The following is a 26,080-nucleotide window of genomic DNA, read 5'->3' as shown; positions in this document are numbered from 1 at the left end:
GGCCTCCTCAGTAGCTGGTGATCGCAGGCTGGGCCAGACGCACGTCGGTCCCCGCCGCCTGGGCCTTGACGATGCCGTTCGTGGAGCGCGTCACGGTCATGCGCTGCGGGGACAGGACCGTCCAGTTCGCGAACCGGTACTCCGTGGTCGCGTTGGTGTTCCCGGAGAACGCGCCGCCGCCGATCCCGACCTGGCCGGTCGTGATCGTGCCGCTGGTCGCGGTCCGGTCGAGCTGCCAGCCTGCGGGCTCGATCGTCCCGGTGGGCCAGATGCGCATCAGGATGCGGTGCCCGATCAGCCTGATGCGCACCTCGAACTGCTGGCCCGCGGTGTAGGTGAGGCTGGTGCTGACGGACGTGTCGATCAGCGTGGACCCGACCACGGCCGACAGGCCGATCGCCCCGCCGACGCCCCACTCGACGCGGGCCCGGTAGCAGGAGCTGGCGCTCGACCAGCGCATCGCGAGCGACGTGACCATGCTCGCCCCGGTCGCGACCGCGTTCACGGACACCGTGCAGCGGATTTCGGTGTCCGCGCAGGTCTCGGCCACGGTCTGCATGCGCAGCGTGGTCTGACCCGACGTCGCGGTGATCAGCCCGAGCCCGCCGGAGACGGACCGCTCGGACCCAGTTCCGCCGGTCACCGTGTACGGGTGGCCGTCGGACGCCGTGCCCCAGCCGCCCGCGGCCACGGTCCGGCCGAACGTGTCCTCGGCCAGCGAGGCGGCCGCGGTCGCGGTGACGATTTCCCCGCCGAGCTGCACGTCGAACGGGAACTCGGCCGGGTCCTGCGTCCACCGCGGGTTGCTGCTGTCCACGGTCTGCGTGGTGTGCACGAGCAGCGTCGTTGCGGACGAGGTGGCGTCCATGCCGAGGATCGACCCGTCGGTGTCCGCGCGCCCGTAGGCCGGGACGTCGGCGACGGCCACGTTCCACGGTCCGGCTGGCGAGCAGTTCAGGACGATGTCCCAGCTGTTGGGGTGGCCGATCGTCTCGGTGTAGCCCTCGACGATCAGATCGATCGGCCCCGGGGGCAACCAGGGCGGCGGGTTGATGATCTGGATCCGGTCGCCGATCTCCAGCATCACCACCGCCGGGATCAGGCTCGGCGCCGCAGCCAGGTTGATGTGTACCGTCGGGTACCGGGCCCCGTCCCAGGTGCCCATGTACAGCAGCCAGCCCGCGACGTCCGCGGTCTGGGCGTCCGAGGCCAGGCTCAGCGTCTGTGCCTCGTTGTACGTGCCGACCCCAAGGGGCGGGGCCTGGACGGACAGGGGGCCGCTGGTGGCCACGGCGCGCGCGGCCGATCCTCCCTCCCGGGTCACGGTGACGTCGTTGCGTACCCGCTGGTCGTCGTCGACCGGCTCCAGCGGTGGGGCGACGTGCCCGTTCTGGGCGTAGTCGAGGGTGAGTGATATCGGCTGGTTGTAGAGCTGGTTCCTAGCCCGGTAGCTGAGTCCGAGGCGCTCGCGGTCCTCGTGGAGGATGCCGAGGTCAGAGTCTGCGCACTGGCCGAGCAGGGAAAACAGCGTCGCCGACTTCTGCGGGCCCATCGCGGTGTCGGCCTCGTCGGCGGAAGCCGGGACCCCCTCCTCGGTGCACAGGCGCAGCACCCGGGCCCCGGCGTGCTCCGACAGCCACCCGTTGTCCGCGCCCTCGTACACGTTCACATAGGCGTTGGTGCTGCTGGCGAAAACAGCGATATGCCCGAGCGCGACGCCCTCGGTCAGGGCCGTGTACACGGTGCTGATCCCGGTGACGATGCCGGCAGTCGCCGCGACGGTGGTTTCCCCGCTCTGCCGGATCCCGTTCACGTCGACCCAGCCCAGGTGGAACGTGACGTTCGGCCCCGCCTGAGTCGCGGTGACCTCCAGGCGGTTCCACCGGCCAAAAAAGCCGTAGTCGACGGTGAGCAGGGCGATGTCCCAGAGGCTGGACCCGCCAGCCGCCGAGTATCCAGAGAGGTAGGCGCCCGTGCTGTCGACCCAGACGACGATCCGCTGTGCGGTCCCGGTGGTCGTGAAGTCGAGCAGGGGGGTGATGCTGGCGGGCGGCCCGGCCCAGTTGTAGACGCAGCCGACCATCCACTCCCCGGTGGACGCGTAGGCCGGGACAACGCCGAGGATGCTCGCCGAAGCCTGGAGCTTGGGGAGTGGGTCCGACCCGGTGAGCGTGTCGGCGGCGGCGTAGTCCAGGCCGGTCGTGGCCAGCGGGGCCACCCCGGCGATGGGGCTGTAGGCCTGGGTGGCGTCGCGGCCGTCCTCCATCGGCCAGTAGGCAATCGGCGGAATGAGCGTGGAAATGCGCCGCCGCAGCGGGCTCGAAAGCGGCTTCGCGCCCTGACCCAGGCGGCGCAGGATCCCGGACGCCTCGACGGGGACGTAGATGTCCCGCCCAGATTCGTCCCAGCGGGGCGGCCACGACGACACCTCGGCGTAGAGCCGGTACTCGCGCGCGGTGACGACCGAGGCCCCGATGACCGTCCACGTGTGGCCGGCCGAGTCAGCCCATGAGGTAGTGCCTGCGGACAGGGCCCGGACGTCCGGCGCGGCCACTACAGACCCGCCGATCCCGGACCGGACCTCGGCCCGGTGCAGACGGCCCCGGAATGGGGAGCGGGTCACAAGGGCGGACACGACCTGGGTCGGGCCGATCTCCAAGTTCGCGCTGCTGTTGAAGATGGACGTGGTGCCCGTCGCCGTGCTGGCGCCGATGGTGGTCCAGGTCCCGGCGAGCGAGTCGGAGGAGTAGAGGGTGACCGTGCGGCCGGACGACCCATTGTCGACATCGAGGACGACCCGCAGAGCCGCGCGCCGCGGCAGCGGCGGCAGGGACCAGCTCACGTTGATCGCGTCGGCTGACAGCCCAGTCGGCGACCACACGAAGAAGACGTTGCCGCCCTGGAACCGCAGGATCCAGGAGCGCTGCCCATCGGCCCCCCACTTCCCGATCAGCGTCTGGGGGCCACTCTCCTGCCACCGGGCCGTGGCCTCGATGCGAATGTCGATGTCCCCGGTGATGTCGAGGCTGACGTGGTCGGGCGTGGACACCATGTCGCCCGGGCCGCCGGCCATCGCGAGGTACGACTCCGCCGCGGGCACCGAGAACCTGACCGGGGTGTTGCGTCCGATCAGCCCGTAGTTGGCGCTGCGCGGGTTCTTGGGGCTGTACTTGTTCTGCCGGTTGTCGAGCTGGAACGAGGCCCGCGCCGGGTCCACGCGGGCGCCCTCGTCCTGCCGGCCCCGCTGGATGCTCAGCGGGGCCCGGGCATACAGGTCTCCGGTGATGTCCGTCCACACCCCGCCGATTTGCATCTCGGCGAGGAGGTCGAGCGGGGTCTGGGGGAACGCCATCGGGGGCGGCTCCTCTCACTGGCCGTACGCGGTTTGGACGATGCCCGACCCGACGAGGCGGACGCTCTTGCGGATCGCCGTGGCGAACGCGGACTCGACGGTGGGATCGATGACGAGGCGGACCGTGACGGCCTGCTGGCCGTACCCGGGGCGCATCATCGGAGCCGTGGCCCCGCCGCCCATCTGCTGACCGGCGCTCACTGCTACCCCGGAGGCGGGCGGCTGGACGAGCCCGGCCATCGCGTCGTCGACGTCGCCCTGGCGCGCCTCGATGCCGAGGACGACACCGGCCGGGATCCACTGGCCGATCTGGTCCGCCATGAGCTTGGACGGGGATGCGATGCCGAGGGCCTTCGCGATGGGCCCGGGGATGAGCCGGCGGGCCCAGTTCATGAGGGTGGAGCGGAGCCAGGAGCCCATGGCCTGGATTCCGCGCCAGAGGCCCGAGACGAGGTCCCTGCCCTTGTCGACGAGGAGGCTGCCGAGCCCCGACAGTTTCTCGCTGATCATCGAGGGGAGCATCGCGATGAAGATGATCATCTGGAGCGCCTTGTTCCGCACGCCCTCCTTGATCGCGTCCCAGTGCTTGATCATCAGGCCGAGGGGGGTGAAGTTCAGTAGAGCATTGAAGATCATCCCGGGGATGCCCTGAATCCACGCGACGAGCCCGTCCCACGCGGCCACCGCCGTGGACTTGATCGATTCCCAGTGGCTCGCGATCAACCCGACGAGGGTGAAGTTCATGAAGAGCTGGATCACGAAGTTGACAAAGTTCTGGATCTTCGCCCACACCCAGTCCCAGGCCGCGCCTGTCCAGGCCTTGATCTGGTCCCAGTACGCGACGATCAGCGCGACCAGCCCGGCCACGGCCATGATGATCCAGCCGATCGGGCCCATGGCGATCAGCCACTGAGCGGCCATCACCGCTGCCCAGGCGACCGCGCGGGCTGCCATGAGGAGGAACTGCATGGCGGCCGTCGCGCCGGCGCGCAGCACGGCCAGGACCCACGTCCCGATCGAGGTGAGCGCGGAGCCCACCCACGCGGCCGCGGTGGTCGCGGCGGAGGCGACTGCGCCCGCGGCGATCTGCGCGTACGCGCCGATCCCGATCGCGCTCATCCGCAGCCAGTTGCCCATCACTGTCCAGGCGCTGGCGGAGATGACCGCGTTGGCGCCCGCGACGATGGTGGACACTGCGGAGTAGACCATCATGGCGCCGCGGACGACGAGGACCGTCGCGGCGAGCCCGAGCAGCGTGTACACCAGCGGCTGGAACACACCCTGGTGCTGCATCGCGAACCCGACCATCACCCCGCCGACCTCGGTCAGCTTCGCCATGGTCTCCCGCTTGAACTTCTCCAGCGCGGCCGCCGGGGTCTCCCCGATCGTGGCGGCCATGTCGTCCGCGGCCCCGGTCACGTTCCCGAGCGCGGTAACAGCGTTGCTCGGGTCCAGGGCGTACAAAGCGCGCCCCAAGTCCTCGGCCTGCGTGCCGAAGAGCCCGACGGCCGCCGCGGACTGGGCCACCGGGTCCTTGATGCCACGCAGGCGGTCCAGCACCAGCTGAAGCGCAGCCTTGGCGCTGTCGCCGCCCTTGCCGATCCTCGCCATCATGTTGTCGGCGTCCAGCCCGAGGGCCTTGTATGCGTCGGAGGCACCCTTCGAGCCGTCGATGGCCCGGATCGAGAACTCCTTGATCGCGTCTGCGACGAGGTCGGCATCCCGGGCGCCGGCGCGGAGGCCCTGGGACAGCAGGCCGGTCGCGGTCTGCCCGTCCAGGCCGAACTTTTTGAACTGGACGCCGTACTCGTTCATGGTGTCCAGCAGGTCATCGGCCTTGTCGGCGCCCGACTGGAACCCGCGGGTGAGGATGTCGAGCGCCTCGTTCGCGTCCTTCGCCAACCCCGTTTTGATCATCTGGCCGACGGCCTTCGTGACGCCGCCGAGATCCTGGTCGAACGTCTGGGCCAGGGCCATGACCTTCGTGGTCACGCCCTCCAGGCCGCCTTGCAGGTCGCTGGTGTCGCCGATCTGCTGGTAGACGCCCTTGATCGCCTCGTTGACCTCGGCGGTCGACTCGCCCCACGCGCCCGCGTACACGTGCGCGGATACCTCGGCCAGCTGCGCGGCCTCCTCCGAGCCCACACCCAGCTGTGCCGCGAGCTTCGCGTTCGCCGCGCCCGTGTCGAGGCTGGCCGCGATGCCAGTCCCGAGCGCCGCCCCGACGCCGGCACCGATCGCGGCCGCCGACGCGGTGAACTTTTCGGACACCTTGTCCATGACCCCGGACGCCCGGTCGCGGGCGATCAGATTGAAGACGAGCGAGGTGTCCGAGGCCACGTCGTCACCTGCCTCTCTTCATCTGTTCGTTCGCGTCCCGCTGGGCCTGCTCGTAGCTGTCGAGCCAGGCGTGGACGTGCTCGGCCTCCTCGACGTCGAGGAGGCGCCACTCCCAGGGCCGGATGCCGAGGAGGTGCGAGGCATCGCCGAGACGTCTCAAGCGACGATCGGCAGCTCTGCTTTTCCCGAGCCCTCGGGGTCCTCGGGCAGCTTCGCGATCTCCTTGTCGAGGCCAGCCAGGATCGCGTCGCGCTGCTCCGGGGCCGCGTGCTCGGCGGCCTGGTCCCGAATCGTCTGGAGCTCCCCGCGGGTGTGCTCCAGAGACAGCTCGTCCCAGGCGAAATCCACGTCGGCGAACTTCGTGGTCGGGTGGTCCCGCTTCAGGAAGATGAACAGCAACGCGCGCCGGCACAAGGCGTTCCCCTTCAGAACGGCCTGGGTGAAGTCGGAGAAGTCCCGGCCGGTCAGCTTCTCCAGGGCCTCCCGCTCCGCGGACATCAGCCGCTTCGGGTTGTACGTCCACCGGATCGGCTCGGCGGAGCCCTCGGGCTGGTAGATCAGGTACATCGGTGTCCCCTTATCTCGCCCGGTCGGCGAGGCGCCGGGCCATGGCTTCCATCGCTTCGTGCACGGCGGCCGTGTAGCGGTTCGTGTCGCCCTCCATGGCGCGGTCGAACCAGAGCGTCTTGCCGTGCTGCTGGACCCACGGCTCGCGGCCGTAGGTGAGGTGGCGCCAGCCCCGGGCGCGGTTGGTGCGCTTCGGCGCGTTGGCGAAGCCCCTGATGTTGCGGGTCTTGAACGCCTTGATCCGGGCCCCGGACCAGTTCCCCCCGAGCTTGACCTCGGGCCGGATCTTCTTGGCGATGGCGGAGCGCAGCGCGGGTGCGGTGCCCGGGCCGCTGCTGGCCATCGCCATGATCCCGGACTTGGCCTGCGCGGCCGCAGGCTTCAGCGCGTCCCGCATGTTTTTGGCCAGCTCCTTGCGGAGTTGCTTCCCGTCGGACTCCTTGCGCAGCGCCCGGGCGAGCGCGTCGAGCCCGTCGTGGGTGACGGTGACCTCGAACGGCGGGCCGCCGGCCATCAGGACGTGGCGCGGGTGACGGCGCCGCTCGTCGGGAAGGTGACGCCGACGGACGCCTCGTCGCCGACCGAGCCCTCGATGGGGTTCCACCCCTTGATCAGGATGCTGCCCGTGTACTTCGGGTTGGACGTGCCGACCACGGCCTGATCGGCACGGACCTCGAAGCTCACGACCGATCCGAGCAGCGGCCACATGATGCTGTCGATCTTCGTAGCGGCCACGTCCTGGAGGAACTCGACCGCGAGCTCGCCGGACTTCAGGCCGCCGAGGACGGCCTTCCACCCGAGGCTGCCGTAGGTGGTGATGTCCTTGTCCTCGACCTCGACGGTCAGCTCGGCCTTGCGGGTGTAGTCGGACAGGTCGACCCCGTTGATCGCGAGGTACTGGGAGAGGAGAACCATTTTGGCCATGCGGGATCACCTGATTCCGAACGAGGTGGCGAACATGAAGGAGGGGGAGGTGCCGGTGATGGTCCAGGCCACGCGGTACCAGGTGTCCGTGATGGCGCCGCCCGTCGTCCGCAGCGCCTCGCCGCCAGCGGCCGTGGCCGCGGTGAACGTGAGCTGCGTGGTCGGCGCGGCGAACGCGTTGCTCGGCGCGGACTCGACCCGGGCCGTGATGGACGGGGTGGTGCCTGCGACGGACAGCACATGCAGCGCGGCGTAGAGCCGCCGCCCCGCGGTGACGGCCCCGAGCTGGACCCCGGTCCCGGTGCCGGTCGAGGTGCGAGCGGTGCCGGCCGGGTGGGCCATCTGCCCGCGCACGAGAGGCCAGGACGAGGCGCCCTTGCCCGTCCACGGGGCGACGTCGCCGACGGCCCCGCCGAGCGCGTAGCTCGCGGTCAGGCACTGCGTGATGTACGCCAGGTCCCCGACGTTGGCATTGTCGGGGCACGAGGTCCACGGGCCGACCCCGCCGAGCCGCGCCCACATCGCGTCGTCGACCTTCGTCGAGTCCGCGGCTTCCCACTGGCCCTCGGCGCTGACCTCGGCCGACCCAAGGCCGCCGATGACTTCTTTGTACCCGGCGCTGTAGTAGTTGGTGGTCTCCTTATCCTCGACCTCTGAGGACAGTTCGATCTTGTTGGAGGCCCCGGTCAGGTCCGTGCCCACGGCGAACAGCCGGGCGTTGAGCAGCACGAGCTTGCCCACGGGTCAGCTCCTTCCGTCGCCGATGATGCGGATGATCAGTTCGGCCCCGACGTACTGCGTGCCCTGGTGCTCGTACCAGCGGTAGCCCTGGACACGGGTCACGTGGAGGTCGTGGGCCAGGCCGCCGAGCGCGTACTGTCCGGGCGCCCCGCGGGCCGCCTCGATCGCGGCTTTCAGCGACGCCGGCCCGGCCCCGGCGAGCAGCGCGTCCAGGGTGCGCTGCGCGGAGGCATCGTCTGCCCGGCCGACGAGGACACGGCAGGTGAGCTCCGCCTCGTCGAGCGCGCGGCCCATCGCCTTGTCGAATTCGAGGCTGAACTCCGCAGCGAAGAAGCAGGGGGCTGGGACCGAGTCGGGCGTGTAGCCGAAGCAAGTCAGCTTCCCCACCGCGCTTGGTAGGACGACCGTACGGGCCGCGGCCGCGATGGCCTCGCGGATGGCAGACATCTGCATCGCTGCCCCCTATCCGAAGCCCGGCAAGACGAAGTGCTCGATCAGCGCCCACACATCCGGGTCCCGGCGGGACAGCCGGACGACGCCCCACTCGGCAGAGCCGGTCACGCCCTCTGGGCTGTCCTTGCGCTTGAAGAGGCGCGCGGCCTGGATGAGGGTGGCCTGCGCGATCTCGTCCGGTACGGCCGGCCACCCCCACCGTGCAGTGACCCGCACCCGGGCCGGGCCGGTGCCCCACCCGCCAGACGCACGGATCAGTGAGGTGATCGGGCGGCTGCGCGCGAGCGCGTTGTCTGGGCCGGTCTCGTACTCGCTGAGCGCCGTCCAGGTCCCGGCCGACCCGGTCTCGACCGTCACAGGGTCGGCGCCTGCGTCGTCGAGGAGGAGCCGGGCGCCGCCGCTGTCGTTCACGGTGCGGTCGGCGGGCCGGTACGTGCGGGCGCTGGCGACGGGGTCGAGGTAGAAGCGCCTACCGGTCGCGGTGTCGATGTTGCGGGACGCCGAGGCCAGAGCAGACGTGAGGAGGACGTCCCGAGAGATGTCGGCATCCTCTATGCCGAGCATCTGCTTGAGCACGGACAGGGCCGCGTACTCGTTGGCCACGGGCGGTCCTCACTCTCGGATGATGTTGCCGTCCGCGTCGCGCGGTTTGCGGGGGCGGCCGCGGCCGCGCCGCTCCCCGGCCGGCGGGACACCCGCGTTCTCGGCCTCCAGGGCCGGGGCGGACTCCGCTGCCGGTGCGGTCGCGGTTTCGACCGGAGGCGTGTCGGCGACGCGCTCGGCGATGCCGGCCCCGACAAGGTGTGCGGCCTCGGCTGTCGGCAGCTCGGTGACCTCGCCGCGGCGGGGCCACGGCTCGCCGTTGCGGGTGCCGGACATTTCAACGGTCATACGGATGCGCATCGGGTGTGCCCCTCTCAGTGGACCGGCGCGTAGCGCGGCGAGCCGAGGAGGATGCCCGCGGCGAACACACCGCCAGTCGTCGAGGTGGAGGTCACGACCACGACGCGCAGGTACCGCCGAGAGGCGAGGACGCCGACCTCGAACACGGTGTCGTCGTTGACAGCGACGATCGTGGGCGGCGAGCCCTGGAGCTGGGCGGCGGCCACGGGCGCCCATCCGGTGGACCCGTCGTCGGAGTCCTGGATGGCGACGGCATGCGAGCCGTCGGTGATCGTGCCGGTGGAAATGAGGACCACCGCGTCTTGCATGCCGCCGTTGACGGCCCGGTCGACGGCCACCCCATTGGCGGTGCCGTCGGTGCGCGCGGCAGGGGACAGGCTGCGCTGGAAGGAGGTGTTGTTGTACGTGGACACGAGGTCTCCTATCCGGGCAGGGCGGCCCAGGGGACGGGGGCCGCCCTGCCGCGGGCTCTTAGGCGGTGCCGCCGGTGAAGGTCTTGATGGCGCCGGTCAGGTCAACGAGCGCGGCGTCCGCGCGCATCAGCGCCCGGAAGGTCACGAGGTCGTTGCCGAAGGCGAATTCGTCGGACCGCTCGAAGCGCACTCCGCCGGCGAGGCGGACGAAGTACTGCGAGAAGTCGCCGAACGCGATGCTCTCGGCGCTCGCGGCGATGGCAGGCATGTTCGGGTCGGTCAGGACCGGCTTGCCGAGGATGGTGTCCGGCTGGCCCGCGATGACCGACGGCTGCCAGATGTACTGACCCTCGCTGGTCTTGATCTTCCGGACCGCGCCTGCGGTGCCGTCCGCCATGAGCCAGCGGCACGCCGACGACATGCGGTACGGGGAGATCACCGAGTGGAACAGGGTGATCAGCAGGTCGGCGCCCTGCCCGGCGGTGGCCTGGACACCGAACCCGCCGACCGGGGTGGCCGCGTTCGGGCCGGTGGCGCCGGCGGACGCGTCGGTCAGGATGCCGCGGGGCTTGGACGAGCCGTCGCCCGTGATGCAGTGCGCGCCGAACGCGTTGCCGAGCGCACGGCCAGCCTGCATCGCGAGGTAGCCCTCCAGGTCCACGCCGGTGTCGGTGAGGAGCTCGCGGGAAACCTGGATCAGGGTGCCGTACTTGTACGCCCCCAGCGAGACCTGGCCGAACGCCGGGTCGGACTCGCCGATCGCTCCCGCCTCGGTGACGATGGAGGCCGAGCTGTGCGCGGTGGTCTTGGGCACCTGGATGACCTCGCCGCCCGAGGTGTTCAGGACGGTGGCCCCGGCCTGGAGGATCGCCGAGGTCTCGATGAGGTGAGCCACGAGCCGGTCGTAGAAGCTCGTCGGGACAGTCGCCCCGCCCGCGCCCGAGGACAGCTTGGACAGGTCACGGAAGTTGACCGGCCCCGAGGGCCGGACGTCGATGGCGCGCGGGCCCTCGCCGCGCAGGAACGAGCGGAGGGCCACGTCCGCCTGCTCGCCGCCGGCGCCGCCGCCCTGGGTGACCTGCTTGCGGGGTTCGCCCCGCAGCTGCGCCATCGCGTCCTCGGCGTCCTTCGCGCGCTGCTCGCCGTCGAGTACCGCCTTGATGCGGACGTCGAGCGCGTCGAGTTCGCTGTTCAGCGCGATCCAGGTCTTCTCTTCCTCGCCGGAGAACTGGCGGTTCTCGTCGGCCGCGCGGTCGGCCAGCTCCTTGGCCTGCTCCCACACGTTCAGGCGCCGCTCGCGCAGCTTCTTCGCCACTTCGGACATGGAAATACTCCCGTCGGGATGTATCCGAACGGGAGCCCACGACGCCCCGCACCCGTGGGTGCCGATGGCCGACGCGTGCTGCAATCGGCGGTCGTCTGATCACTGCTCCGTGCTGCGTGTGCCGACGGGGTTTCCAATCGGCAGGCCCGGCCGGTTGCCGGGCCCCCACCGCTAGGCGGGCACACCTCGTGCTCGTGCTGCCCCACGCTCAGGCGTAGGGATCCTGCTTGCGGGCGAGGAGCGCCATGCGGGCGGCCGCACCGAAACTCGTCTTCTCCTGCACCACCGGCTTGCCCGTGGTGCGGTCCGTGCGGACGAAGAAGCGGCGCAGCTCGTCCTCGTCGGCCATCCTGCGCACCTCCTCAAAGTCGGCGTGCATGTGCCGGGCCAGCGACCGCAGGCCGGCCGAGCTGTCCGGGTACGCGGGGGTGTTGACCGGGGCCACGTCGACGAGCTGTACTCGCAGCAGGGTCCGCATCGGGAAACCCTGGTCGGTGGTGCCCCACTCGTCCTCGATGGTCCGGAACGCGAACGAGCTCTTCCGGACGTCGCCGCGCTGGACGAGTTCGAGGATGTCGGCGCGCGCCCGCGGCGGGTCCACCTCGTAGTCGAGGCCGGTCCCGTCGAGCATGAGGCGCAACGTCCCGGACCCGGTCGAACCGAGGAGCATGTTGTCGTCGTGGTTGTAGCGGGCGATCACGTCCGGCCAGCCGTCGCCGCGGGACGCGTTGAACGCGGCCGGGTCGACGACCTCGACGAACCCGCCGAGGTTGCTGCTCTGCCGGTTGAAGACGGCCGCGTACCCGCCGATGGTCTTCTTGTCGCTCTGGGCCCGCAGCTCGACGGGCACCTTGGTAAAGCGCCGCTCGGTGTCGCTCACCGGGGCCTCCTCACTCGGGTTGGGGTTTGCCCGCGGGGTTCCCGGGCTGGGGCTGGGTCGCGGCCAGCAGGGCCACGGGGAGGTAGGTGTCGCCGTGCTGGCCGGCAGGTAGGGGCGACAGGTCTTCGATCGCTCGGACCTCGTCGCGGTTGCGCCAGCCGTCCTGGAGCGCGATGCGGTGGGCCTCGTAGCGGGTGCGCAGGTCCACGCGGATCATCGCGTCTACGTTGAAGCGGACGAACTCGCGGCCCGGCATGAGCGCGGACAGCTTGGCCTCTAGCCGGGACAGCCACGGCCGCAGTGTGAACCCGACGAAGTTGATCGCGTTCTGCTCGACGTTGGCGTACGTCATGCTGCCGCCGGAGTCGCCGCCGACCATCTCCGGCGGGACACCATAGATCGCTGCGATCTGGCTCGCGTTCAGTCGCATCGTCTGGATGAACTGGCTCTCCTCGGGGCTGACCTTCAGCGCCTCGAAATCCCAGTCCGAGCCGAACACCAGCGGCTTTCGCGCGCGAACGCGGGCGGCCAGCCGGTCGCTGATCTCGTCGGCCTCGTCGGGGTTGAGGGCCTTGGCCCCGTTTTTCATGGTCCATGGCGGGGTGCCGCCGTTGTCGAACCAGGACAGCCCGTACTCCGTGGCCGAGAGGCCCACCCCGATGGTGTGAGCGAAGTAGGCCACCGGGGAAAGGCCGACGACCTTCCCGGGCATGACCACCCACGGAATGTGGACGATTTGCTCGCGGGGGACTTCCACGCCCTTCCAGTAGTAGATCGGCATTGTGGGCTTGCCCTCGTCCACCCATACGTCGTCAGGGTTCAGCCACTCAATGGAGGTGGGGAACCCGAAGTCGTCCCACGCGGTGACCAGCCCGTACGCGTTACCACGCAGCGCGAGTGACACGACAGCCTTGTGCAGCCACTCGAAGAGGTTGTCCCGGGCCGCCGGTTGGAACAGCAGCGACGGGACGAAGGTCAGCATCTCCCGGGAGGCGCCGTTCTTCCGGTACGTCTGGAGTGGCAGGGACGCGATCGAGTCGGCGAGGATTCGCACGCACGCGAACAGCGGGATCAGCTGGAGTGCGCGGGCGGCGGACGCCGACGAGGTCGAGGAGCCGTTCCCGCCGAGCCAGGGCAGCGAGGTGATCGCCCGCTTGCTGACGCCGCCCATCCACCGGAACGGCGCCGCCAGAGCCTGGCCTAGGCGCCGCCATCCGCCGGTCGAACTCTCCGGCGGGGTGCCGGGGTACCAGACCCCGTCAGGGCCGAGAGTCGGCATGGGTCCTCCTCACAGCACTGAGTCGAGTACGTCGTAGTCGTCGCGGACGAGCGGCCCTCGAGTCAGCAGCGCCCACCGGGCGAGCGTCACCGCGACGAGCGGCGACACGTCGGCGATGGAGCGGCGCCGGTCCAGCACCCACGCGTCTCCGACCGGGCGGGTCATCGCCCCGTTCACCGCGGCCGTCAGCGGCGCCTGATCGATGTGCACGGCGGTGCCCTGGTTCAGCGCGTCGGCGAGCTGGCCGCACGCCTCGACCATGTCGCCGGTCCGGGCGACGACGAGGTGCCCGTACTCCGGGTTCTCCTTGTCGGCCGGGACGTCCACGCCCGCGGCCACGAGGTCATCGACCAGGGACCCGGCCGGGGACCCGGCAGACGCGATGGCCACGGCCACCGGGTTGTGCAGCGTCCGCAGCCGGACGACCGCCGGGACCACCCAATCCGTGCCGGCCCGCCGGTCGATGACCTCCAGGTGCACCCTGCCGTCCGGCCGCAGCCCGGCCAGCCCTATCGTCGCCGTGCTCCGGTCCTGCGACACGTCGACCGCGAGGGCCAGCTCGGCGCCCGGGCGGGACCGCTCGTCGGCGAGACCCGGCCACGCCGCCTTAGGGACGTTGGGATCGCTCGGCGGCGCGGCCTTCCGCGTGCGGTTCAGGTACGCGCGGTCGAACTCGCCCGGGTCGAGCTTCTCCAGCTCGGAACGGATCACGGCCTCGGTGACGGTGTGGCCGAGCGCGGGCAGTGCGGCCGCCCACGTTGCTGGGTCGTCGCGCGGCATATCGTCCGGAGCGAACCACTCGAAGTAGGCGACGGACGGCCGGGCGCCGGTGGCCCACATCTCTTCAACGAGGGCGCGCCCGGCAGCCCGCTTCTTGTTCAGCCAGGCGGACTTCTCGGTGCCGCCGGCGGACGCCCACCACAGCTGGGCCATGGGGCGGGTCAGCATGGCCGGAGAGAACGCCTGCTCCAGCCGGTCATCCTCGTGCGCGAACGCCTCGTCGATGACGCCCAGGTCGAGCGCCGGTCCATGGCCCGCCTTCTCTGTGTTCGCGGTGATGCCGAGCTTCGACCGGGTCCGAGTCCAGAGGATGGCCTCGTTGCCGTTGCTCTTGCGGGCCCGGACCCGGGGCGCCAGGGACGACCCTTCGAGGGTGACGAGGAACTCGTCCTCCCACCTCTGCCGGGCCATGCCGCGGGTCTGCGCCGCGTAGACCACGTTCTGTCGCTGCCACGCCGCGATGCGGTGCGTCATCAGCGCGAGGATCTGCTGAGTCTTGCCCTGTTGGCGCGGCACGGACAGCCCGACCTCGCGGTGCGCGAACAACCCGGTGGCCGGGTTGATCTCCAGACCGACATCCAGCACGTAGCGCTGCCACGGCATGGGGGTGAAGCCCAAGGCCTCCATCACCCGGCACGCGGCTGGCCCGAGGCTCGGCCACTCCGGGCGGCGTGGCGTCCCCCAGCGCGGCGGGCAGGTCAGCCCGTACCGGTCGAGCAGCTGCTCGGCGAACTCACTCGGGGGCTGCCAGGTCTCCGAGGCCGTCGTCGTTGTCATCGGCGGCCCGTCCCTCCAGCAGCTGGGCGAGCGTCAGCCGCAGCTCGCGGGAGAGGTTGGGGAGCAGCTTGGTGTCCTCGCTGGGGAGGAGGTCGACCTCGGCGGCCAGCCGGTAGGCCAGCTCAGTCAGGGACGGCTCGACGCCGGCCAGGTCGCCGAGCGCCTCGACGTCGTCGCGGACGGCCTTCTCGACGGGGCCCATCCGGCCACCTCCAAGATCATTCCGGTGGCATCCGGGCCGGGGGGAGAAAAATAAAAGCTGGGCGCGGGGCTGGGAAGATGATCTCCCCAAAAAATCGGACGCCTCGCTGACCTGCGGCTTTGCGATCGCTGCATTTGTGCAGGTCGGAGGCTTGCGATGCTCGGGTCAGGGGGCGGTGTACCAGTCTCTCGACGTGGCCAGGCCGGGACCTCGGGTGCCCGCCCCCTTCTCCCCGTTGCAGTTCCGCCCGCAGGTCGGGCAGCGCCGTACCCCGTGGGCAGGCAGCCAGTTGGCGGTGTCCTCCGGGTCGGCTCCGCTGGCGACCGGGATGACGTGGTCCACCACGTCGGCGCCGGGGTGGCCGCATAGGTGGCAGACGTCGGACTCGGCGAGGAGGCGGGCACGGGCCTTGCGGTAGTGGTAGGTGGTGAGGTCGCGGCGGCCGGCCATGTCCGCTCCTCTCTGGCGGGTTGCCGCCCGGGGCCCTCGTCCCGGGCGGCCGTTCCCGCGTCCACCCGCCCCGGGTGGTCTTGGTGCCCCTGTTACTTGGGACAGATGAAGGTCTTCACCGCGGTGTTGATGGCGATGGCCTCGGGCTGGGTGACCTCGTGCTGGCTCGTGGTGAAGCGCGATGCGGCGGAGGCGTTGGGATCCTTGCCGGTCAGGCTGGAGCACTGGTTCACGCCGTTGTCCACGGCCTTCTTCTCGTCGGTGACGAGGGAGGGGTGGATCGTCTTCAGCGCGGTCAGGTAGCTGGCGCGGGCGGGCCCTTGGGGATCCTCGGGTAGACCGGCCGCCTTCCGGGCTGAGCCAGGGCTCGGGCTGGGCGCCGCCGGGGATGCGGCGGGGGGCGGGCTCGCGTCGGCCTTGGGCTTGCTTGTGTCTGTGCTGCTGGAGCAGCTGGTGAGTGTGAGGATCCCGGCGGCGGCCAGGATGGTGATGGCGTGGTGTGTGCGCATCGACTCATGCTCGCGGGGCTGGCGGTGGCGTGTGGTGGTCGTGATGGGTCTGTGACGCACGAAGGCCCCGCACGGTGGCGGGGCCTCGGTTTGTTTTTGGGCGCGTTGATGTCGCGCTCCCTCAGGATGGGGCACGGCCGCCGCTTTTGCAACTGGGTGCAGAAGCGGCGGCCTCGCGGCTCTACTGGTCCGCGCGCTGGCGCTGGATCTCGGCGTGGATGTCCTCGTGTGTGGCGCCGAGGTCGAGCGCTCGGGCCATCGCGTCGCACGGGATCCGCGGGTCGGTGAGGCAGGCGGGTCCGTCGTGCTCGATGACGGCGCGGGCGGCTGCGGCTACGGCCTGCTGCTGGTCCATGGGGGTTCCAATCGGTGGTAGACGTCCGGGAGATCGGGCGGTAGACGGCGGTAGATGAGGCAGTAGACGTGCAGGTCAGACGGCGGGAGACGGGGCGGGAGCGGTACCCACGGGCTCCGGTCGGGGAGCGGCCATGACGGCCTCCCTGCGAACCCCCCGTGTCGGGATCCCGGCCAACTTCAGCTTGGGGTCCACGGGGATGCCCAGGGCCTCGATGTGGCGGCGCAGATCGGCCACCCGCCAGGTGGGGTGGTGGCCCTGCTCGTGGAGGTGGGCCAGGACGGTGGACAGGTGGACCCCGGGGGCGTCCCCGATCAGCTCCCGGAGGAGCACCCGTACAGCTTCCGCCGGGTCGCTGGGGGCGGTCTCTCCGGGGGTGCCCTCCGGCGCCTTGGGGGCGGCCCGCCAGATGACCCAGCACCACCAGGGGACGGCCAGCCACAGGAGGGCCGGGGCGGCGCGCACGATCCGCCACGCCAGCAGGGCTGGCAGGGCCAGGAGGGCGGCGCGGAGGGCGCGGCCGCCGGGGGAGTCGCTGGCGCGCACCCACCCGGCCGCACCGGAGGTGTAGCGGGTCAGGACGATGGCGGCGCCGCGGCACAGTCGCTCGGCGGCGGGCTGGAGGCGGGTCACAGGATGCCCTGCCCGCCGAGGGCGGCCGCGGCCGCGGTTCCGATGCCGTTCGCGATGTCGGGCAACCCGTTGAGGAGGCCGGCCACTCCGGCGGTCGCGCAGAGGGTGGCGCCGCAGAATCCCCCACCGGCCATGCGCTTCTTCTCGATCTTGCTGGCGGCTTTCCAGGCCAGCACGAGGGCAACGGCGAGGAGGAAGACCACCAGCCCGCCCTCGGGGCTGAGCTGGCCCATGGAGCCTGCGGCGATGGTGGCGCTCGGGGTGCCAGTGGCGCCTGGTACCGCGCGGGATCCGACCCCGTTGGAGGCTTGGACCGTGCACCCGGCCAGCGCGCCGAGGAGCCCGCCGGTGCACACGGTGGATAGGGCGCCGAGCGCGAAGTACGAGGCGAAGGGGCCGATGGCCTTCGGGTCCCAGCTGGCCTTCTTCCAGCTGCGGACATTGGCATAGAGGACGGCGAGGCTGATTGCCGAGCCGGCAAGGGTCAGAGGTGTGCTCACGGGTGAACTCCGGTGACGGCGGTGACGATGTCGTACGGGTGGGCCATGCCGACGGTGCCGATGAGGGCGACGACCAGGGCTGTGCGGGTCAGGAAGCGGGGCCGAAGCAGGTCGACCAGGAAGGCGCCGCCGACGGAACCGAGGGCGAGGATGTACGCGGGCGCGAGGCCGGCCTCGGTGCGGCACTCGGTGAGGGCCTCGGCCCAGCCGGTGGCGAGGCTGTAGCCGTGGGGCCCGAGCGGGATCACTGCGAGGGCGGCGCCGGCGAGGGAGGCCCAGGGGCGCGCCCAGGCCCACAGCCAGGACCAGTCGTAGCGGGGCTTGGGTTCGGGCTCCGGGTAGACGAGGTCCAGGGTGACGCGGACGGCGAGCGGGGCCGGGTCAGGCTCGGGCGCGGAGTACCAACGCGGTTCCGCCGGCGGCGGGGGCGGAGGAGGCGGGGGGCCTACCCGCCAGGGCGGGACTTCGCCGGGCTCCGGCGGCCGTTCGGGGAGCGGCGCGCCGGGCGGAATGATCTGGGTGATGTGGGCCTGAGTCATGACGCCGCCTTCTTGTTGAGCTGCGCCTGGATGCGCTGCGCCCGACGCTGGCCGATGCGCAGCCCGGACTGGAGTGCGCGCAGGGATGCGGGGCGGCCGGTGGCTGCGAGTGCGGCCGTGTTCAAGTCGGCTGCGTCCGCGAGAAGCTGCGCATCCGCATCCGGGTTGGGGATGGTGGTGACCGACTGCGCATCCGGGGCGGCTGCGGTTTCGACTGCATCCGGGGTCTGACCTGCGGCGGGTGCGGCTGCATCCGGCTGCGCTGCTGCATTCGGGGCGGCTGCGGCGGGCGGCTGCGGCGGCACGGGCGCCGGGGGCAGCTGGGGCGGCGAAGCGACGGCGACCGCCTCGTCGGCTGCGGCCTCGAATCCGGCCTCCGGCTGCGGCTGCACCGGCGGGAGTGCGGGTGCAGCCGTGCCGCCGAGCATGGCTGCGAGGGCTGCGTCTGCGCCGGAGTGCAGCCGGGTGCGCTGCACTCCGACGAGTTGCGTGCCGAGCTGCGCATCGCCGACGCCGACACGGTGAATGAGCCGCCAGGCGCGCCGTTCGGACGTCCAGCGGACGACGCTGCTGGGGTGGCCGGCGGCCATGGCCCTGAGGGTGGCGAGGCGCTGCACGGTCTCGGCGTTGCGGCGGGTGGCTTCGGCGTCGATTCCGGTTCGGTGGATGACGATCCGCCGGGCGAGGAGGCCGAGGCCCTCGGCGGCCGCGCTCATGGCCATGGGGGTGACGGCGTAGACGGCGACCTCGGTGAGGTCGTCGGCGGCGCTGATGCCCGTGGCGGACGCGACGAGGGGTGCGGCCCACAGGCCGAGGCGGACGACGGCGGGTACGGCCTGGCCGAGCATGGTGAGGCCGACGACGAGGAGGGCGAGGGTGAGAGCGACGCCCTCGCCGGCGGCGACGACGCCGAGGGCGGTTTCGGAACGACCGAGTTCCGCCCGGATGTTGGTGTAGGTGCCGAGGCCGCCGGCGATGCCTGCTCCGATCATGGGGAGCGCGGTGGCGGCGAGGATCCACTGTTGGCCGCGGGTGAGGCGGTCGCTGATCAAGGGGGTGCTCCGGGGTGTGCGGGGCCGGGGCCGCGCGGGTGGTCAGCGCGGGCCCGGCCGGTCGAGGGTGGGGCTCAGCCGAAGTGGCGGCCGACGAGGTAGGCCAGGATGATCAGCGGCCAGACCATGGCGAGGATGTAGAGGGCGCGCATGGTCACCTCCCCTGCTTGGTGAGGGTGGCGCGCACGTCGGCGGCGTCCGCGTAGTCGCGGGCGCAGGCGTCGACCGTGGCGGGCTCGGCGAGGACGGTGTTCTCGCGCGGGGTCCGGTCCGGCTCGGTGGTGCTCGGCGTGTAGTCCTGCATCAGACGGTCCTCGCGGCCTGGCGGAGCCGGAGCGCGTACTCGCCGCCGGTGATGCCCTGGGTGATGACGTCCTGGTCCGTGATGGGCTCGACGGCGAGGGCCTTGAGGAGCGCGTGGTCGCGGACGGCGCGGGGGTACGGCGCGAGGATGTCGGCGCCAGCCGCGCTGAAGGCGAGTCCGAGGGCCATGGTGCTGATGGGCTGCTCGGGCTGGTGGTCGCTGATGAGGTCGGCGACGGCGTGGAGGAGCTGTGCGGCGACGGTCAGGCCTTCGCGGGCGCGGCGGAGGTGTTCCTCGGCCTGGCTGAGCTGGGTAAGGTCCATGGCGGACCGCTCCTTCGTGAGGTTGTGGGTGGTCCTGGCCCCGGCCGGAGTTCGCACCTCCAGCCGGGGCCGCTGTGTTCAGCGGGTGAAGTGGTCGCGGATCGCGTAGCCGAGGTTCTTCATGGCTTCTCGCTTGTTGGGGATGCCGTCGCTGTTCCCCCCGTTACCTGCAACGACCCAGCCGGAGAAGTCGGCGCCGTCGCGCTTGTAGAAGCGGCTGGCCTCGGCGATGACCTCCACCTCGTAGGGGAGGTCGCGGCGGAGGATGTTCTCCAGGGCGGCAGACGGGTCGATGGTGGGGTCGGAGACCCACACGGCGGTGACGACGGCACCCTCGTCGACGATCCGCACGTTCTCAGCGTTGTAGGGGCGGCGGGAGGGCTGCTCGGCGACGGCCTTGCTCACGCATCGGCGCTGCCAATCGGTCCGGCGCAGGCTGGCGGTGCGGCCCAGTTTGCGAGACTTGCCGCCCACGAAGACGTTTTCGGCGAGCGGGTTGGGGCCCGTGATCTCGACCGTGACCGTCTTGTCGGTGACCTTGACCACCGTGCCGGTGCGCCACACGTCGTCGCCGCCGCCGAACCCGTTGTTGGCGGTGACGAACCGGACGCGGTCGCCCTCGTGCACGTCGTGAAAGGCGACGGGTGCGAACTCGGGCGTTTCCTCGCTGGCACTTTCCCGGTCGTCCCCCGTCTCCCCAACCTCGGCCGCCGGGGCGTCCACGTGATGCATGACGCCCTTGAGAGCCTGCCCGAGACGGCCCACCCAGTACGCGGGGTCGTCCCGCCACTTGACGGGCATCTCCGTCAGGGCGACGCGCGCCGCACGCAAGCACGCCTCACGGGACGGCACCCACGACTTGAGGAGGGCGTCAGTCTCGGTGGCGGCGCTCTCTGCGTCCCCGTCCTCCTCGGACTCGTCGTCGTCCTCGACCGGCTCGTCGCCGTCGGTGGCGCACTCCTCGCAGCCGTGCTTCGGCTGCTCCTCGTGGTCGGGGCAGAGCTCCAGGACCGCGTAGGCGCCGACCATCTCGGGGTTCGTCTGCACCCACTGGTTGACCCTGTCGTCGGCCGTCGCCTTCCCGTGGTCGCCGTGGAAGCCAGCCTCGATGCAGGCGCTGTCCTCGAAGATTCCGTACTCGGTCATGAGGGTGTCCTCCTGGGCTCTTCTCCACTGCCTTACGTCAACTAGCTTGGCCAACCGCCTTGACGTTGTCAAGTGGCTTGGCCAAGTGTGTTGGCCTATTCGGTTGGCTGATCGCGTGGCATCATGGCGGCATGGACACCACCGCCCTTGACGCAGCCGCCCAGCGCTACCGGCGCGCAGAGGCGGCCCTCGACAAGGCGCGCGCCGAACTCACAGCCGAAGCGGTCGCCTGCCTGCGCTCCACCGATGAGCGCGGCGCCCAAGCCGAGGTGGCCCGGCGTATCGGGTGGTCGCGGGAGCGGGTCCGCCAGATCATGGCCGCGGCCGACGCTGAGGCCATGGCGCCGGTCGCCGAGTAGTCGCACGGCAGAGCCCCGATCCCCGGCGGGTCGGCGGCTTCCTGCCTGCGCGAAGCCGGGCCCCGTGTGGTGAGCGGTAGGCTGCGGCTCCCCGAACGGAGGAGCATCACGATGGCTAAGCGCGGTCTCTCCCACTCCGATCATCTGCGGCTGGGTCAGATCCTCGCCGGCCTTCAAGTTGCGTTGTTGCAGGCGGAAGTGGATTTGGAGAACGCCTACCCGCGGTCAGGGGAGAGGGCCTTCCCGGCGAAGCAGCTTGGCGCGGCGGGTGATGCATTGCGTGAGGCGCGAAGGGCTCTGGAAAGCGCCGTGTTCGACGAGCACCCGACCGTGGCCGCGACGGAGGACTACTTCCCGTATTCGGAGCATGAGGCGAGGGTCGAGGTGCCGCCGAAGCCGGGCAGTAGCAGCGTTCGCTTTGGGTGGCAGAGCTGAAAGTGGGCTCGCCAGGTATGACAGGGCAGCCCCCGATCCCTGCGGATCGGGGGCTCCGTGCTGTCCGGGTGCGTCCGCGGTCGTCCGGGCGCACCGTAGAGGCATGCCCGACCGTGCTCGGATCGTCGTCCACCCGCCCACCTCGACCGGCGGCCGGCGGGTCGTCGCGCACATTCACGCTGAGGACTCGGTCCTCGGCACCGCGTACACGTTGGCGGACGTGGCGGAGTTCCTCCGGAGAATCGGCGTGGACGATCCGGACGCCGTCCTCGCGGCCGGGGACCCGCTGATGGAGTGGCGCGGCGGCGGTCCCGAGGTGTGGGCCGCGAGCCCCGGCGAGGCGCCGGGCGCCGGACCGTAGGATCGCGCGGTGGCAATCGAACTCCCCAGCGAACTGATCAATCTCCAGCGCGAGGCCAACCTCGCTCGCCAGGTGGCAACCAGCAGCGAGTACAGCCCGGCCGGGTGGAAGCCCTGGCTGGACGCGGTGGACGCGGTGCATGCCGCAGTGACGAAGTACGCGAAGGAGAAGGATCTCTCGCGGCACGAGGTGGAGAAGGCGCTCAAGACTGCGGCGAAGGCCCCGCCCGAGGGTTCGGACGGGGCCGGTACCGAGTAGCTACGCGGCCGCGGACTCGGCCAGGGTGAGCGACCGGTCGCAGGCCCTGCACACCAGGCTCGGCGGCCGCCCGTCGCCGCCCTCGAGGAGCAGCTCGTTCCCGCAGCCGCACGCCCGGCCGGTGCCCACGCTGCGCCGGCGGATCCCGAGGGCGTGCTCGACCCGCTCGGCGGCCCCCGCGGCCACCCGGGTGACCTCGTCCAGCTCGGCCCCGGTCAGCGGCCGGAAGGGGCCGACGTCGCCACGGACGCGGGCGGCGAGCCAGACGGCGGCCTGCCGGCCCGTGCGGGTGCCGACGAACGGCCAGCGGGCCGGATCGGCCGCGTCTGCGGCGGACAGGGCGTTGCGCCGGTCGCGGTCGGCGGTGGTCCAGCCGCGGGCGGCCCAATCGGCCGGCGCGGGGCCGACGGGGGAGGACTGAACGCGGGCGGCGATCTGGTCGGCGAGGGCGACGAGGACGGCCTCGACGACGCGGATCGTGTCGACGACGTGCAGGCGGACGGGCGCGGACCGGTCCGCGGGGTCGTACTCCTCAACGGTGCGGAGGTAGGCCTGGAGGCTGGCCGGCGGCCATGCGTCGTGCGGGCGGGCGGTGCGCAGCTCGTGGAGGTCGTCCCAGTGGCGGACGACGAGCTGAAGGGCGGCAATGGCGGTCACGTGAGACTCCTGGGGCGGTAGGGGTACGGTGGTGGCCACCTGGGGGCGCATCCGGTCTGTGGCGGACGGTGGATGCGCCCCTCGCGCATGCTCAGGCAGGCCGGATCGCCTGGGGCTCGTCGATGGCGGCGCGGATCCGGTCGACCGTCGGTAGGGCGGCGATGCGGTCGTGCTCGGCGCGGACGCGGCCGAGCGCGGCCTCTGCCTGCTTGGCGCGCTGCTCGGCGGCCTGTACGTCCTGGATGGCGCCGGCGTAGGCCCGCCGGTTGCTGCGGCAGACGGCGGTGAGGGTGTCGATGCGGGCGTACAGCTCGTCGAGGTCGTTGTCGGTGATCGTGTCCGCGGTGCGCCGGGCAGGCCGGGCCTCCTTGGTGCTGGCCCGCTGGACGAGGTGCTCGTCGCAGCGCAGTGGGCCTTCGGTCGCTGTGGCCGGCAGGCACTGGCAGGCGAGCGCAAGCGGCCGCCGGTCGATGTCGGACACCCAGGCCTGGCAGATGGCCGCGATCTGGATCAGCTCGGCGCGCAGCCGAGCCGGGTCGGGCTCGGCGAGCGCCTCGTAGACCTCCTCCAGGAGGATCCCGGTCCAGTCCAGGCGTGGATCGGTGTCCCGCTGGTCGAGGTGGCCGTTGTTGATCTGCCGGTACTGCTCGGCCCACTCGTCGAACATCAGCCGGGCGTCGCACTGGGCGGTGGCGTCGCCGGTCATGTCGGGGTGCCGCTGGTCGCCGAACTTGGCCAGCTGCCGGGAGCGCTCGGCGTCGACCTCCTCGGCGAAGGCGGCGAGGCCGGGGGTGGTGAACAGGGTGGGGTACATGAGGGCTTCTCCTTGCGCGCGAGAGGGCGGGAACCGGGTCAGGTTGGACCCGGCAGGTCAGTTCTGGTTGGCGATGAGGTGCCAGGTGAACTGCTGGTCGGTCGCCAGGCCGAGGGCGGCGAGGGCGGTGCGGAGTTGGTCGTCCCAGGTGAGGTACTGGGCGTCGTTGCGGGGGATGTCGGGGGTTTCGGACATGCGGAGGTCGGCGCTGTGGCAGGCGGTGACGAGGTAGAGCCGATCGCGGTCGTACGGTCCGGCTTCGAGGTGGCCGACGTTGCTCTTGAGGGGGCCGAGAGTGCGGTCGAGTTCGTCGGTGTCGCGGGCGGGGATTTCGAGGCCGTAGGCGAGATAGGCGGTGGTCCAGATGCTCATGTGGGCGGGTCTCCTTGTGTGCGAGGGCAGACGATCCGGATGTGCGCCGGTCAGACTCCGGCTTGGGCGGCGGCGCTTTTCATGATTTGGACGCCGTCGGGGTGGGCGTGGACGGCGACGAGGATGGCGGTGTGCCAGTGGTCGAAGCTCTTCTTTGCCTTCCTGAGGGCTGCGATCTCGCTTCGGGCCTTGGCGAGTTGGTCGGCGAGGGTGGGGCAGGTGCAGGTTTCGCCGTCGGGGTCGTGGGCGCGGGTGGCACAGCCGGGGACGAGGTAGCGGCCGCCGTGGCCGTCGTCGTACCAGTGGCAGGGCTGCATGGGGTCTCCTCAGGCGGCGTTGGGGTGGCTGCGGGCGGCCTCGAGGCGGGAGGGGTGCGGTGCGCGGGCGCCTTGACGCTTGCTTTCGGGGTCGCGGCCGGGGGTGACTCGGCGGCCGCGGCAGGCCTGGTCGACGGTGGCGCCGCACCAGGGGCAGGAGACGGCGAGGGGGTCGGGCTGGCCAGTGCGGACGAGGCGTTCGCGGGCCGCGCGCACGGGGCGGTATGAGGCGAGGGCATCCCGGGCGTGGTCCGGGATGTAGCGGCCGATCCGGCTGAGCCGCTCCTGGACCTCGTCGGGGGCGGCAGTGAGTTCGTGGGCCTCGACGGGGGCGGTGTGCCCGTGCGCGACGGCCCGGCGGCGGGCGGCGAGCTGGGCCCGGTAGGCCTGCTCGTCGTCGGGGTCGACTCCGTGGGGCTCGGGGTCGGCGTCGCGGTTCATGCGGTCTCGTACGGTGGCCGCCCACCGGGTCGCGATGTCCGCGGGGAGGACCGGCCACACCTTCTCGGCGTAGTGCTGCTGCGCGGCGCGGATGGCGAAGTCGTATGGGACGTCGGTGAGGATGCCGGCCCACATGAGGATCTGGGCGCGGCGCTCGACCTTGTCGTCCCGCTTCACGCGGGGGTCGGCGAGGGCGATCTGGGCGATCAGCTCGGGGATCTGCTCGGGTTCCATCAGGCGCCTCCGGTCTTTCGCTGGCGGAGCTCTTCGGCGATGGCCGCCATGTCTTCGAGGTACTCGGACGTCTTGCTCGGGCCGCCGACGGCGCGGAGGTTGGGGCGGCCGTCGGTTGCGGGCTCGGGGGTGGGAACGGCGTGCCAGCTGTCGTAGAAGAACCGCGACGAGATGACGGGCGTCCGGGCGGACTGCCAGCCCCGCCGGGCCTGTTCGATCATCAGCGGGATGCCGAGCCGGTGGATGTCGTTGTGGATGCGGATCAAGTCGTCGCCCTTGAACTTCCACGGGACGTGCATGCCGGCCTGGCCCATGGCGCTGATGAGCGGCTGGAGCCAGGCGGGTGCTCCCGCTACCGCCGCCTCGCCTGCGTCACGGACGGCGGGGAGACGGTCGTCAGCGTGTGGGGGGTAGGGGGGAGGTTCCTCCGTAGGAGGAACCTCGGATTGGAGTGGAGGGGATTGGACACCCGTAGCACCCTGGAGGGTGTCACGCTGTGACGCACCGTCCTGACCTGCGGGTTCATCCCCAAACAGGGGTTCATTTTCGTGCGGGTTCGGCGAGGAACTCGGCGCATTCTCACGCGAGTTTGCGCCGAGATTCGCGTCGGAATCACTCGCGTTTCGCTCGTCGCGCGCCCGGTCACGGCCCTTCTGCTGCCGCTTCCTGCCGTTCTCGCGGGCCGCCTCGATCTGCTTCCTCGACCGGTTGTAGTCGAGGTAGTCGTGCATGACGTACCCGCCGTCCATCGGCTGCTCGCACTTTTCGCAGCCGTGGCCGACCGGGTGGAGCATGCCGACCGTGATGAGCTTGCGCACCGTGGCGGGTGTTCCGTAGTCGCGGACGACGTCGGCGTCGAGCTGGCCCTCGGTGAGGTGCCGGGCGGAGTAGGAGCCCAGGCGGCAGAACAGGCCCGCCGCGGCGTTGCCGGCCTTGCGCACCTTCGGGTGCGTGTCGAACCCGTCGTCCACGTTGAACCAGGGCATCTCGGGTGATCTCCGTTCGGTGGAGCAGGGGGTGGGTCTGGCGCCCGCCCGCGGCGTCGAACCGCGGGCGCCGGCCGGGATCCGGGCGGGCTGTGGGAGG

General features: G+C 71.2%; 36 protein-coding genes. 4 read left to right on the top strand and 32 right to left on the bottom strand.

Features of this window, described 5'->3' with window-relative positions; genetic code table 11:
* Positions 1-7: 7 nt before the first annotated feature.
* From ACFY15_RS00700 to ACFY15_RS00575, 26 genes are all read right to left on the bottom strand, one after another.
* Positions 8-3,352: a hypothetical protein gene (locus ACFY15_RS00700; protein WP_390824821.1), complete on the bottom strand. Its 3,345-nt coding sequence runs from the start codon at positions 3,350-3,352 to the stop codon at positions 8-10.
* Between the two features lie 15 nt (positions 3,353-3,367).
* Positions 3,368-5,692, bottom strand: a complete 2,325-nt coding sequence (locus ACFY15_RS00695) for a phage tail tape measure protein (RefSeq protein ID WP_390824820.1) — start codon at positions 5,690-5,692, stop codon at positions 3,368-3,370.
* A gap of 4 nt (positions 5,693-5,696) precedes the next feature.
* On the bottom strand, positions 5,697-5,852 hold the full coding sequence (locus ACFY15_RS00690) for a hypothetical protein (protein ID WP_390824819.1): 156 nt from the start codon (positions 5,850-5,852) through the stop codon (positions 5,697-5,699).
* Entirely contained in the window at positions 5,849-6,259 is a 411-nt protein-coding gene (locus ACFY15_RS00685; protein ID WP_390824818.1) for a hypothetical protein, read from the bottom strand. Before ACFY15_RS00685 ends, ACFY15_RS00690 begins: the two co-directional genes overlap by 4 nt.
* Before the next feature lie 10 nt (positions 6,260-6,269).
* Positions 6,270-6,773, bottom strand: a complete 504-nt coding sequence (locus tag ACFY15_RS00680) for a hypothetical protein (RefSeq protein WP_390824817.1) — start codon at positions 6,771-6,773, stop codon at positions 6,270-6,272.
* On the bottom strand, positions 6,773-7,183 hold the full coding sequence (locus ACFY15_RS00675; RefSeq protein ID WP_390824816.1) for a hypothetical protein: 411 nt from the start codon (positions 7,181-7,183) through the stop codon (positions 6,773-6,775). Before ACFY15_RS00675 ends, ACFY15_RS00680 begins: the two co-directional genes overlap by 1 nt.
* A gap of 6 nt (positions 7,184-7,189) precedes the next feature.
* Positions 7,190-7,924: a hypothetical protein gene (locus ACFY15_RS00670; protein ID WP_390824815.1), complete on the bottom strand. Its 735-nt coding sequence runs from the start codon at positions 7,922-7,924 to the stop codon at positions 7,190-7,192.
* A gap of 3 nt (positions 7,925-7,927) precedes the next feature.
* Positions 7,928-8,377, bottom strand: coding sequence for a hypothetical protein (locus tag ACFY15_RS00665; protein WP_390824814.1), 450 nt, complete (start codon positions 8,375-8,377; stop codon positions 7,928-7,930).
* A 9-nt stretch (positions 8,378-8,386) separates the two neighbouring features.
* Positions 8,387-8,980 carry a phage gp6-like head-tail connector protein gene (locus tag ACFY15_RS00660; RefSeq protein ID WP_390824813.1) on the bottom strand — a complete coding sequence of 198 codons (594 nt, stop codon included), beginning with the start codon at positions 8,978-8,980 and terminating at the stop codon, positions 8,387-8,389.
* Positions 8,981-8,989: 9 nt separating this feature from the next.
* Complete coding sequence (locus ACFY15_RS00655) at positions 8,990-9,256, bottom strand: hypothetical protein (protein WP_390824812.1); 267 nt, start codon at positions 9,254-9,256, stop codon at positions 8,990-8,992.
* Between the two features lie 38 nt (positions 9,257-9,294).
* Positions 9,295-9,693, bottom strand: coding sequence for a hypothetical protein (locus ACFY15_RS00650; protein WP_390824811.1), 399 nt, complete (start codon positions 9,691-9,693; stop codon positions 9,295-9,297).
* Positions 9,694-9,751: 58 nt separating this feature from the next.
* Positions 9,752-11,017, bottom strand: a complete 1,266-nt coding sequence (locus ACFY15_RS00645) for a phage major capsid protein (RefSeq protein WP_390824810.1) — start codon at positions 11,015-11,017, stop codon at positions 9,752-9,754.
* A 208-nt stretch (positions 11,018-11,225) separates the two neighbouring features.
* Positions 11,226-11,897 carry an HK97 family phage prohead protease gene (locus ACFY15_RS00640; protein WP_390824809.1) on the bottom strand — a complete coding sequence of 224 codons (672 nt, stop codon included), beginning with the start codon at positions 11,895-11,897 and terminating at the stop codon, positions 11,226-11,228.
* Positions 11,898-11,907: 10 nt separating this feature from the next.
* Positions 11,908-13,176, bottom strand: a complete 1,269-nt coding sequence (locus ACFY15_RS00635; RefSeq protein ID WP_390824808.1) for a phage portal protein — start codon at positions 13,174-13,176, stop codon at positions 11,908-11,910.
* A gap of 9 nt (positions 13,177-13,185) precedes the next feature.
* Positions 13,186-14,733, bottom strand: coding sequence for a terminase large subunit domain-containing protein (locus ACFY15_RS00630; protein ID WP_390824807.1), 1,548 nt, complete (start codon positions 14,731-14,733; stop codon positions 13,186-13,188).
* Positions 14,690-14,935 (bottom strand): hypothetical protein, encoded by a 246-nt coding sequence (locus ACFY15_RS00625; protein WP_390824806.1) that lies wholly within the window; start codon positions 14,933-14,935, stop codon positions 14,690-14,692. The genes ACFY15_RS00630 and ACFY15_RS00625 overlap by 44 nt, the downstream gene beginning before the upstream one ends.
* Positions 14,936-15,100: 165 nt before the next feature.
* A complete protein-coding gene (locus tag ACFY15_RS00620; protein WP_390824805.1) occupies positions 15,101-15,385 on the bottom strand; it encodes an HNH endonuclease in 285 nt (94 codons plus the stop codon).
* 92 nt (positions 15,386-15,477) lie between these two features.
* Positions 15,478-15,894, bottom strand: a complete 417-nt coding sequence (locus tag ACFY15_RS00615) for a hypothetical protein (protein WP_390824804.1) — start codon at positions 15,892-15,894, stop codon at positions 15,478-15,480.
* A gap of 181 nt (positions 15,895-16,075) precedes the next feature.
* Positions 16,076-16,249, bottom strand: a complete 174-nt coding sequence (locus tag ACFY15_RS00610; RefSeq protein WP_390824803.1) for a hypothetical protein — start codon at positions 16,247-16,249, stop codon at positions 16,076-16,078.
* 75 nt (positions 16,250-16,324) lie between these two features.
* Positions 16,325-16,882: a hypothetical protein gene (locus tag ACFY15_RS00605; RefSeq protein WP_390824802.1), complete on the bottom strand. Its 558-nt coding sequence runs from the start codon at positions 16,880-16,882 to the stop codon at positions 16,325-16,327.
* The gene (locus ACFY15_RS00600; RefSeq protein WP_390824801.1) at positions 16,879-17,382 is read right to left on the bottom strand and encodes a hypothetical protein; all 504 of its coding nucleotides are present in this window, start codon (positions 17,380-17,382) and stop codon (positions 16,879-16,881) included. The genes ACFY15_RS00605 and ACFY15_RS00600 overlap by 4 nt, the downstream gene beginning before the upstream one ends.
* On the bottom strand, positions 17,379-17,921 hold the full coding sequence (locus tag ACFY15_RS00595; protein WP_390824800.1) for a hypothetical protein: 543 nt from the start codon (positions 17,919-17,921) through the stop codon (positions 17,379-17,381). Before ACFY15_RS00595 ends, ACFY15_RS00600 begins: the two co-directional genes overlap by 4 nt.
* Positions 17,918-18,973, bottom strand: coding sequence for a hypothetical protein (locus ACFY15_RS00590; RefSeq protein ID WP_390824799.1), 1,056 nt, complete (start codon positions 18,971-18,973; stop codon positions 17,918-17,920). The genes ACFY15_RS00595 and ACFY15_RS00590 overlap by 4 nt, the downstream gene beginning before the upstream one ends.
* Positions 18,974-19,127: 154 nt before the next feature.
* Complete coding sequence (locus ACFY15_RS00585; protein ID WP_390824798.1) at positions 19,128-19,277, bottom strand: hypothetical protein; 150 nt, start codon at positions 19,275-19,277, stop codon at positions 19,128-19,130.
* On the bottom strand, positions 19,277-19,600 hold the full coding sequence (locus ACFY15_RS00580) for a hypothetical protein (RefSeq protein ID WP_390824797.1): 324 nt from the start codon (positions 19,598-19,600) through the stop codon (positions 19,277-19,279). Before ACFY15_RS00580 ends, ACFY15_RS00585 begins: the two co-directional genes overlap by 1 nt.
* A 78-nt stretch (positions 19,601-19,678) precedes the next feature.
* Positions 19,679-20,746: a hypothetical protein gene (locus ACFY15_RS00575; protein ID WP_390824796.1), complete on the bottom strand. Its 1,068-nt coding sequence runs from the start codon at positions 20,744-20,746 to the stop codon at positions 19,679-19,681.
* 131 nt (positions 20,747-20,877) lie between these two features.
* Here ACFY15_RS00575 and ACFY15_RS00570 point away from each other — a divergent pair, with 131 nt between their 5' ends.
* The 4 genes from ACFY15_RS00570 to ACFY15_RS00555 all read left to right on the top strand — a co-directional run bounded on the left by ACFY15_RS00570 (position 20,878) and on the right by ACFY15_RS00555 (position 22,159).
* Positions 20,878-21,105, top strand: a complete 228-nt coding sequence (locus tag ACFY15_RS00570; protein WP_390824795.1) for a sigma factor-like helix-turn-helix DNA-binding protein — start codon at positions 20,878-20,880, stop codon at positions 21,103-21,105.
* A gap of 111 nt (positions 21,106-21,216) precedes the next feature.
* Positions 21,217-21,540, top strand: coding sequence for a hypothetical protein (locus tag ACFY15_RS00565; RefSeq protein WP_390824794.1), 324 nt, complete (start codon positions 21,217-21,219; stop codon positions 21,538-21,540).
* A 103-nt stretch (positions 21,541-21,643) separates the two neighbouring features.
* Positions 21,644-21,901: a hypothetical protein gene (locus tag ACFY15_RS00560; protein ID WP_390824793.1), complete on the top strand. Its 258-nt coding sequence runs from the start codon at positions 21,644-21,646 to the stop codon at positions 21,899-21,901.
* Positions 21,902-21,910: 9 nt separating this feature from the next.
* On the top strand, positions 21,911-22,159 hold the full coding sequence (locus tag ACFY15_RS00555; protein WP_390824792.1) for a hypothetical protein: 249 nt from the start codon (positions 21,911-21,913) through the stop codon (positions 22,157-22,159).
* On the opposite strand, the gene ACFY15_RS00550 is transcribed toward ACFY15_RS00555, so the two are convergent.
* From ACFY15_RS00550 to ACFY15_RS00525, 6 genes are all read right to left on the bottom strand, one after another.
* A complete protein-coding gene (locus ACFY15_RS00550) occupies positions 22,160-22,816 on the bottom strand; it encodes a hypothetical protein (protein WP_390824791.1) in 657 nt (218 codons plus the stop codon).
* Between the two features lie 91 nt (positions 22,817-22,907).
* Positions 22,908-23,630: a hypothetical protein gene (locus tag ACFY15_RS00545; protein ID WP_390824790.1), complete on the bottom strand. Its 723-nt coding sequence runs from the start codon at positions 23,628-23,630 to the stop codon at positions 22,908-22,910.
* A 57-nt stretch (positions 23,631-23,687) separates the two neighbouring features.
* Positions 23,688-24,002: a hypothetical protein gene (locus ACFY15_RS00540; RefSeq protein WP_390824789.1), complete on the bottom strand. Its 315-nt coding sequence runs from the start codon at positions 24,000-24,002 to the stop codon at positions 23,688-23,690.
* A gap of 50 nt (positions 24,003-24,052) precedes the next feature.
* On the bottom strand, positions 24,053-24,319 hold the full coding sequence (locus ACFY15_RS00535) for a hypothetical protein (RefSeq protein ID WP_390824788.1): 267 nt from the start codon (positions 24,317-24,319) through the stop codon (positions 24,053-24,055).
* A gap of 9 nt (positions 24,320-24,328) precedes the next feature.
* Positions 24,329-24,994 (bottom strand): hypothetical protein, encoded by a 666-nt coding sequence (locus tag ACFY15_RS00530; RefSeq protein WP_390824787.1) that lies wholly within the window; start codon positions 24,992-24,994, stop codon positions 24,329-24,331.
* On the bottom strand, positions 24,994-25,980 hold the full coding sequence (locus tag ACFY15_RS00525) for a hypothetical protein (protein ID WP_390824786.1): 987 nt from the start codon (positions 25,978-25,980) through the stop codon (positions 24,994-24,996). The genes ACFY15_RS00530 and ACFY15_RS00525 overlap by 1 nt, the downstream gene beginning before the upstream one ends.
* Between the last annotated feature and the right edge of the window lie 100 nt (positions 25,981-26,080).

This window comes from Streptomyces sp. NPDC001373, from assembly GCF_042895815.1.
Classification (GTDB): Bacteria; Actinomycetota; Actinomycetes; order Streptomycetales; family Streptomycetaceae; genus Streptomyces.
The sequence above is the reverse complement of the archived record's forward strand: the minus strand, read 5'-3'. Positions and strand labels throughout refer to the sequence as shown.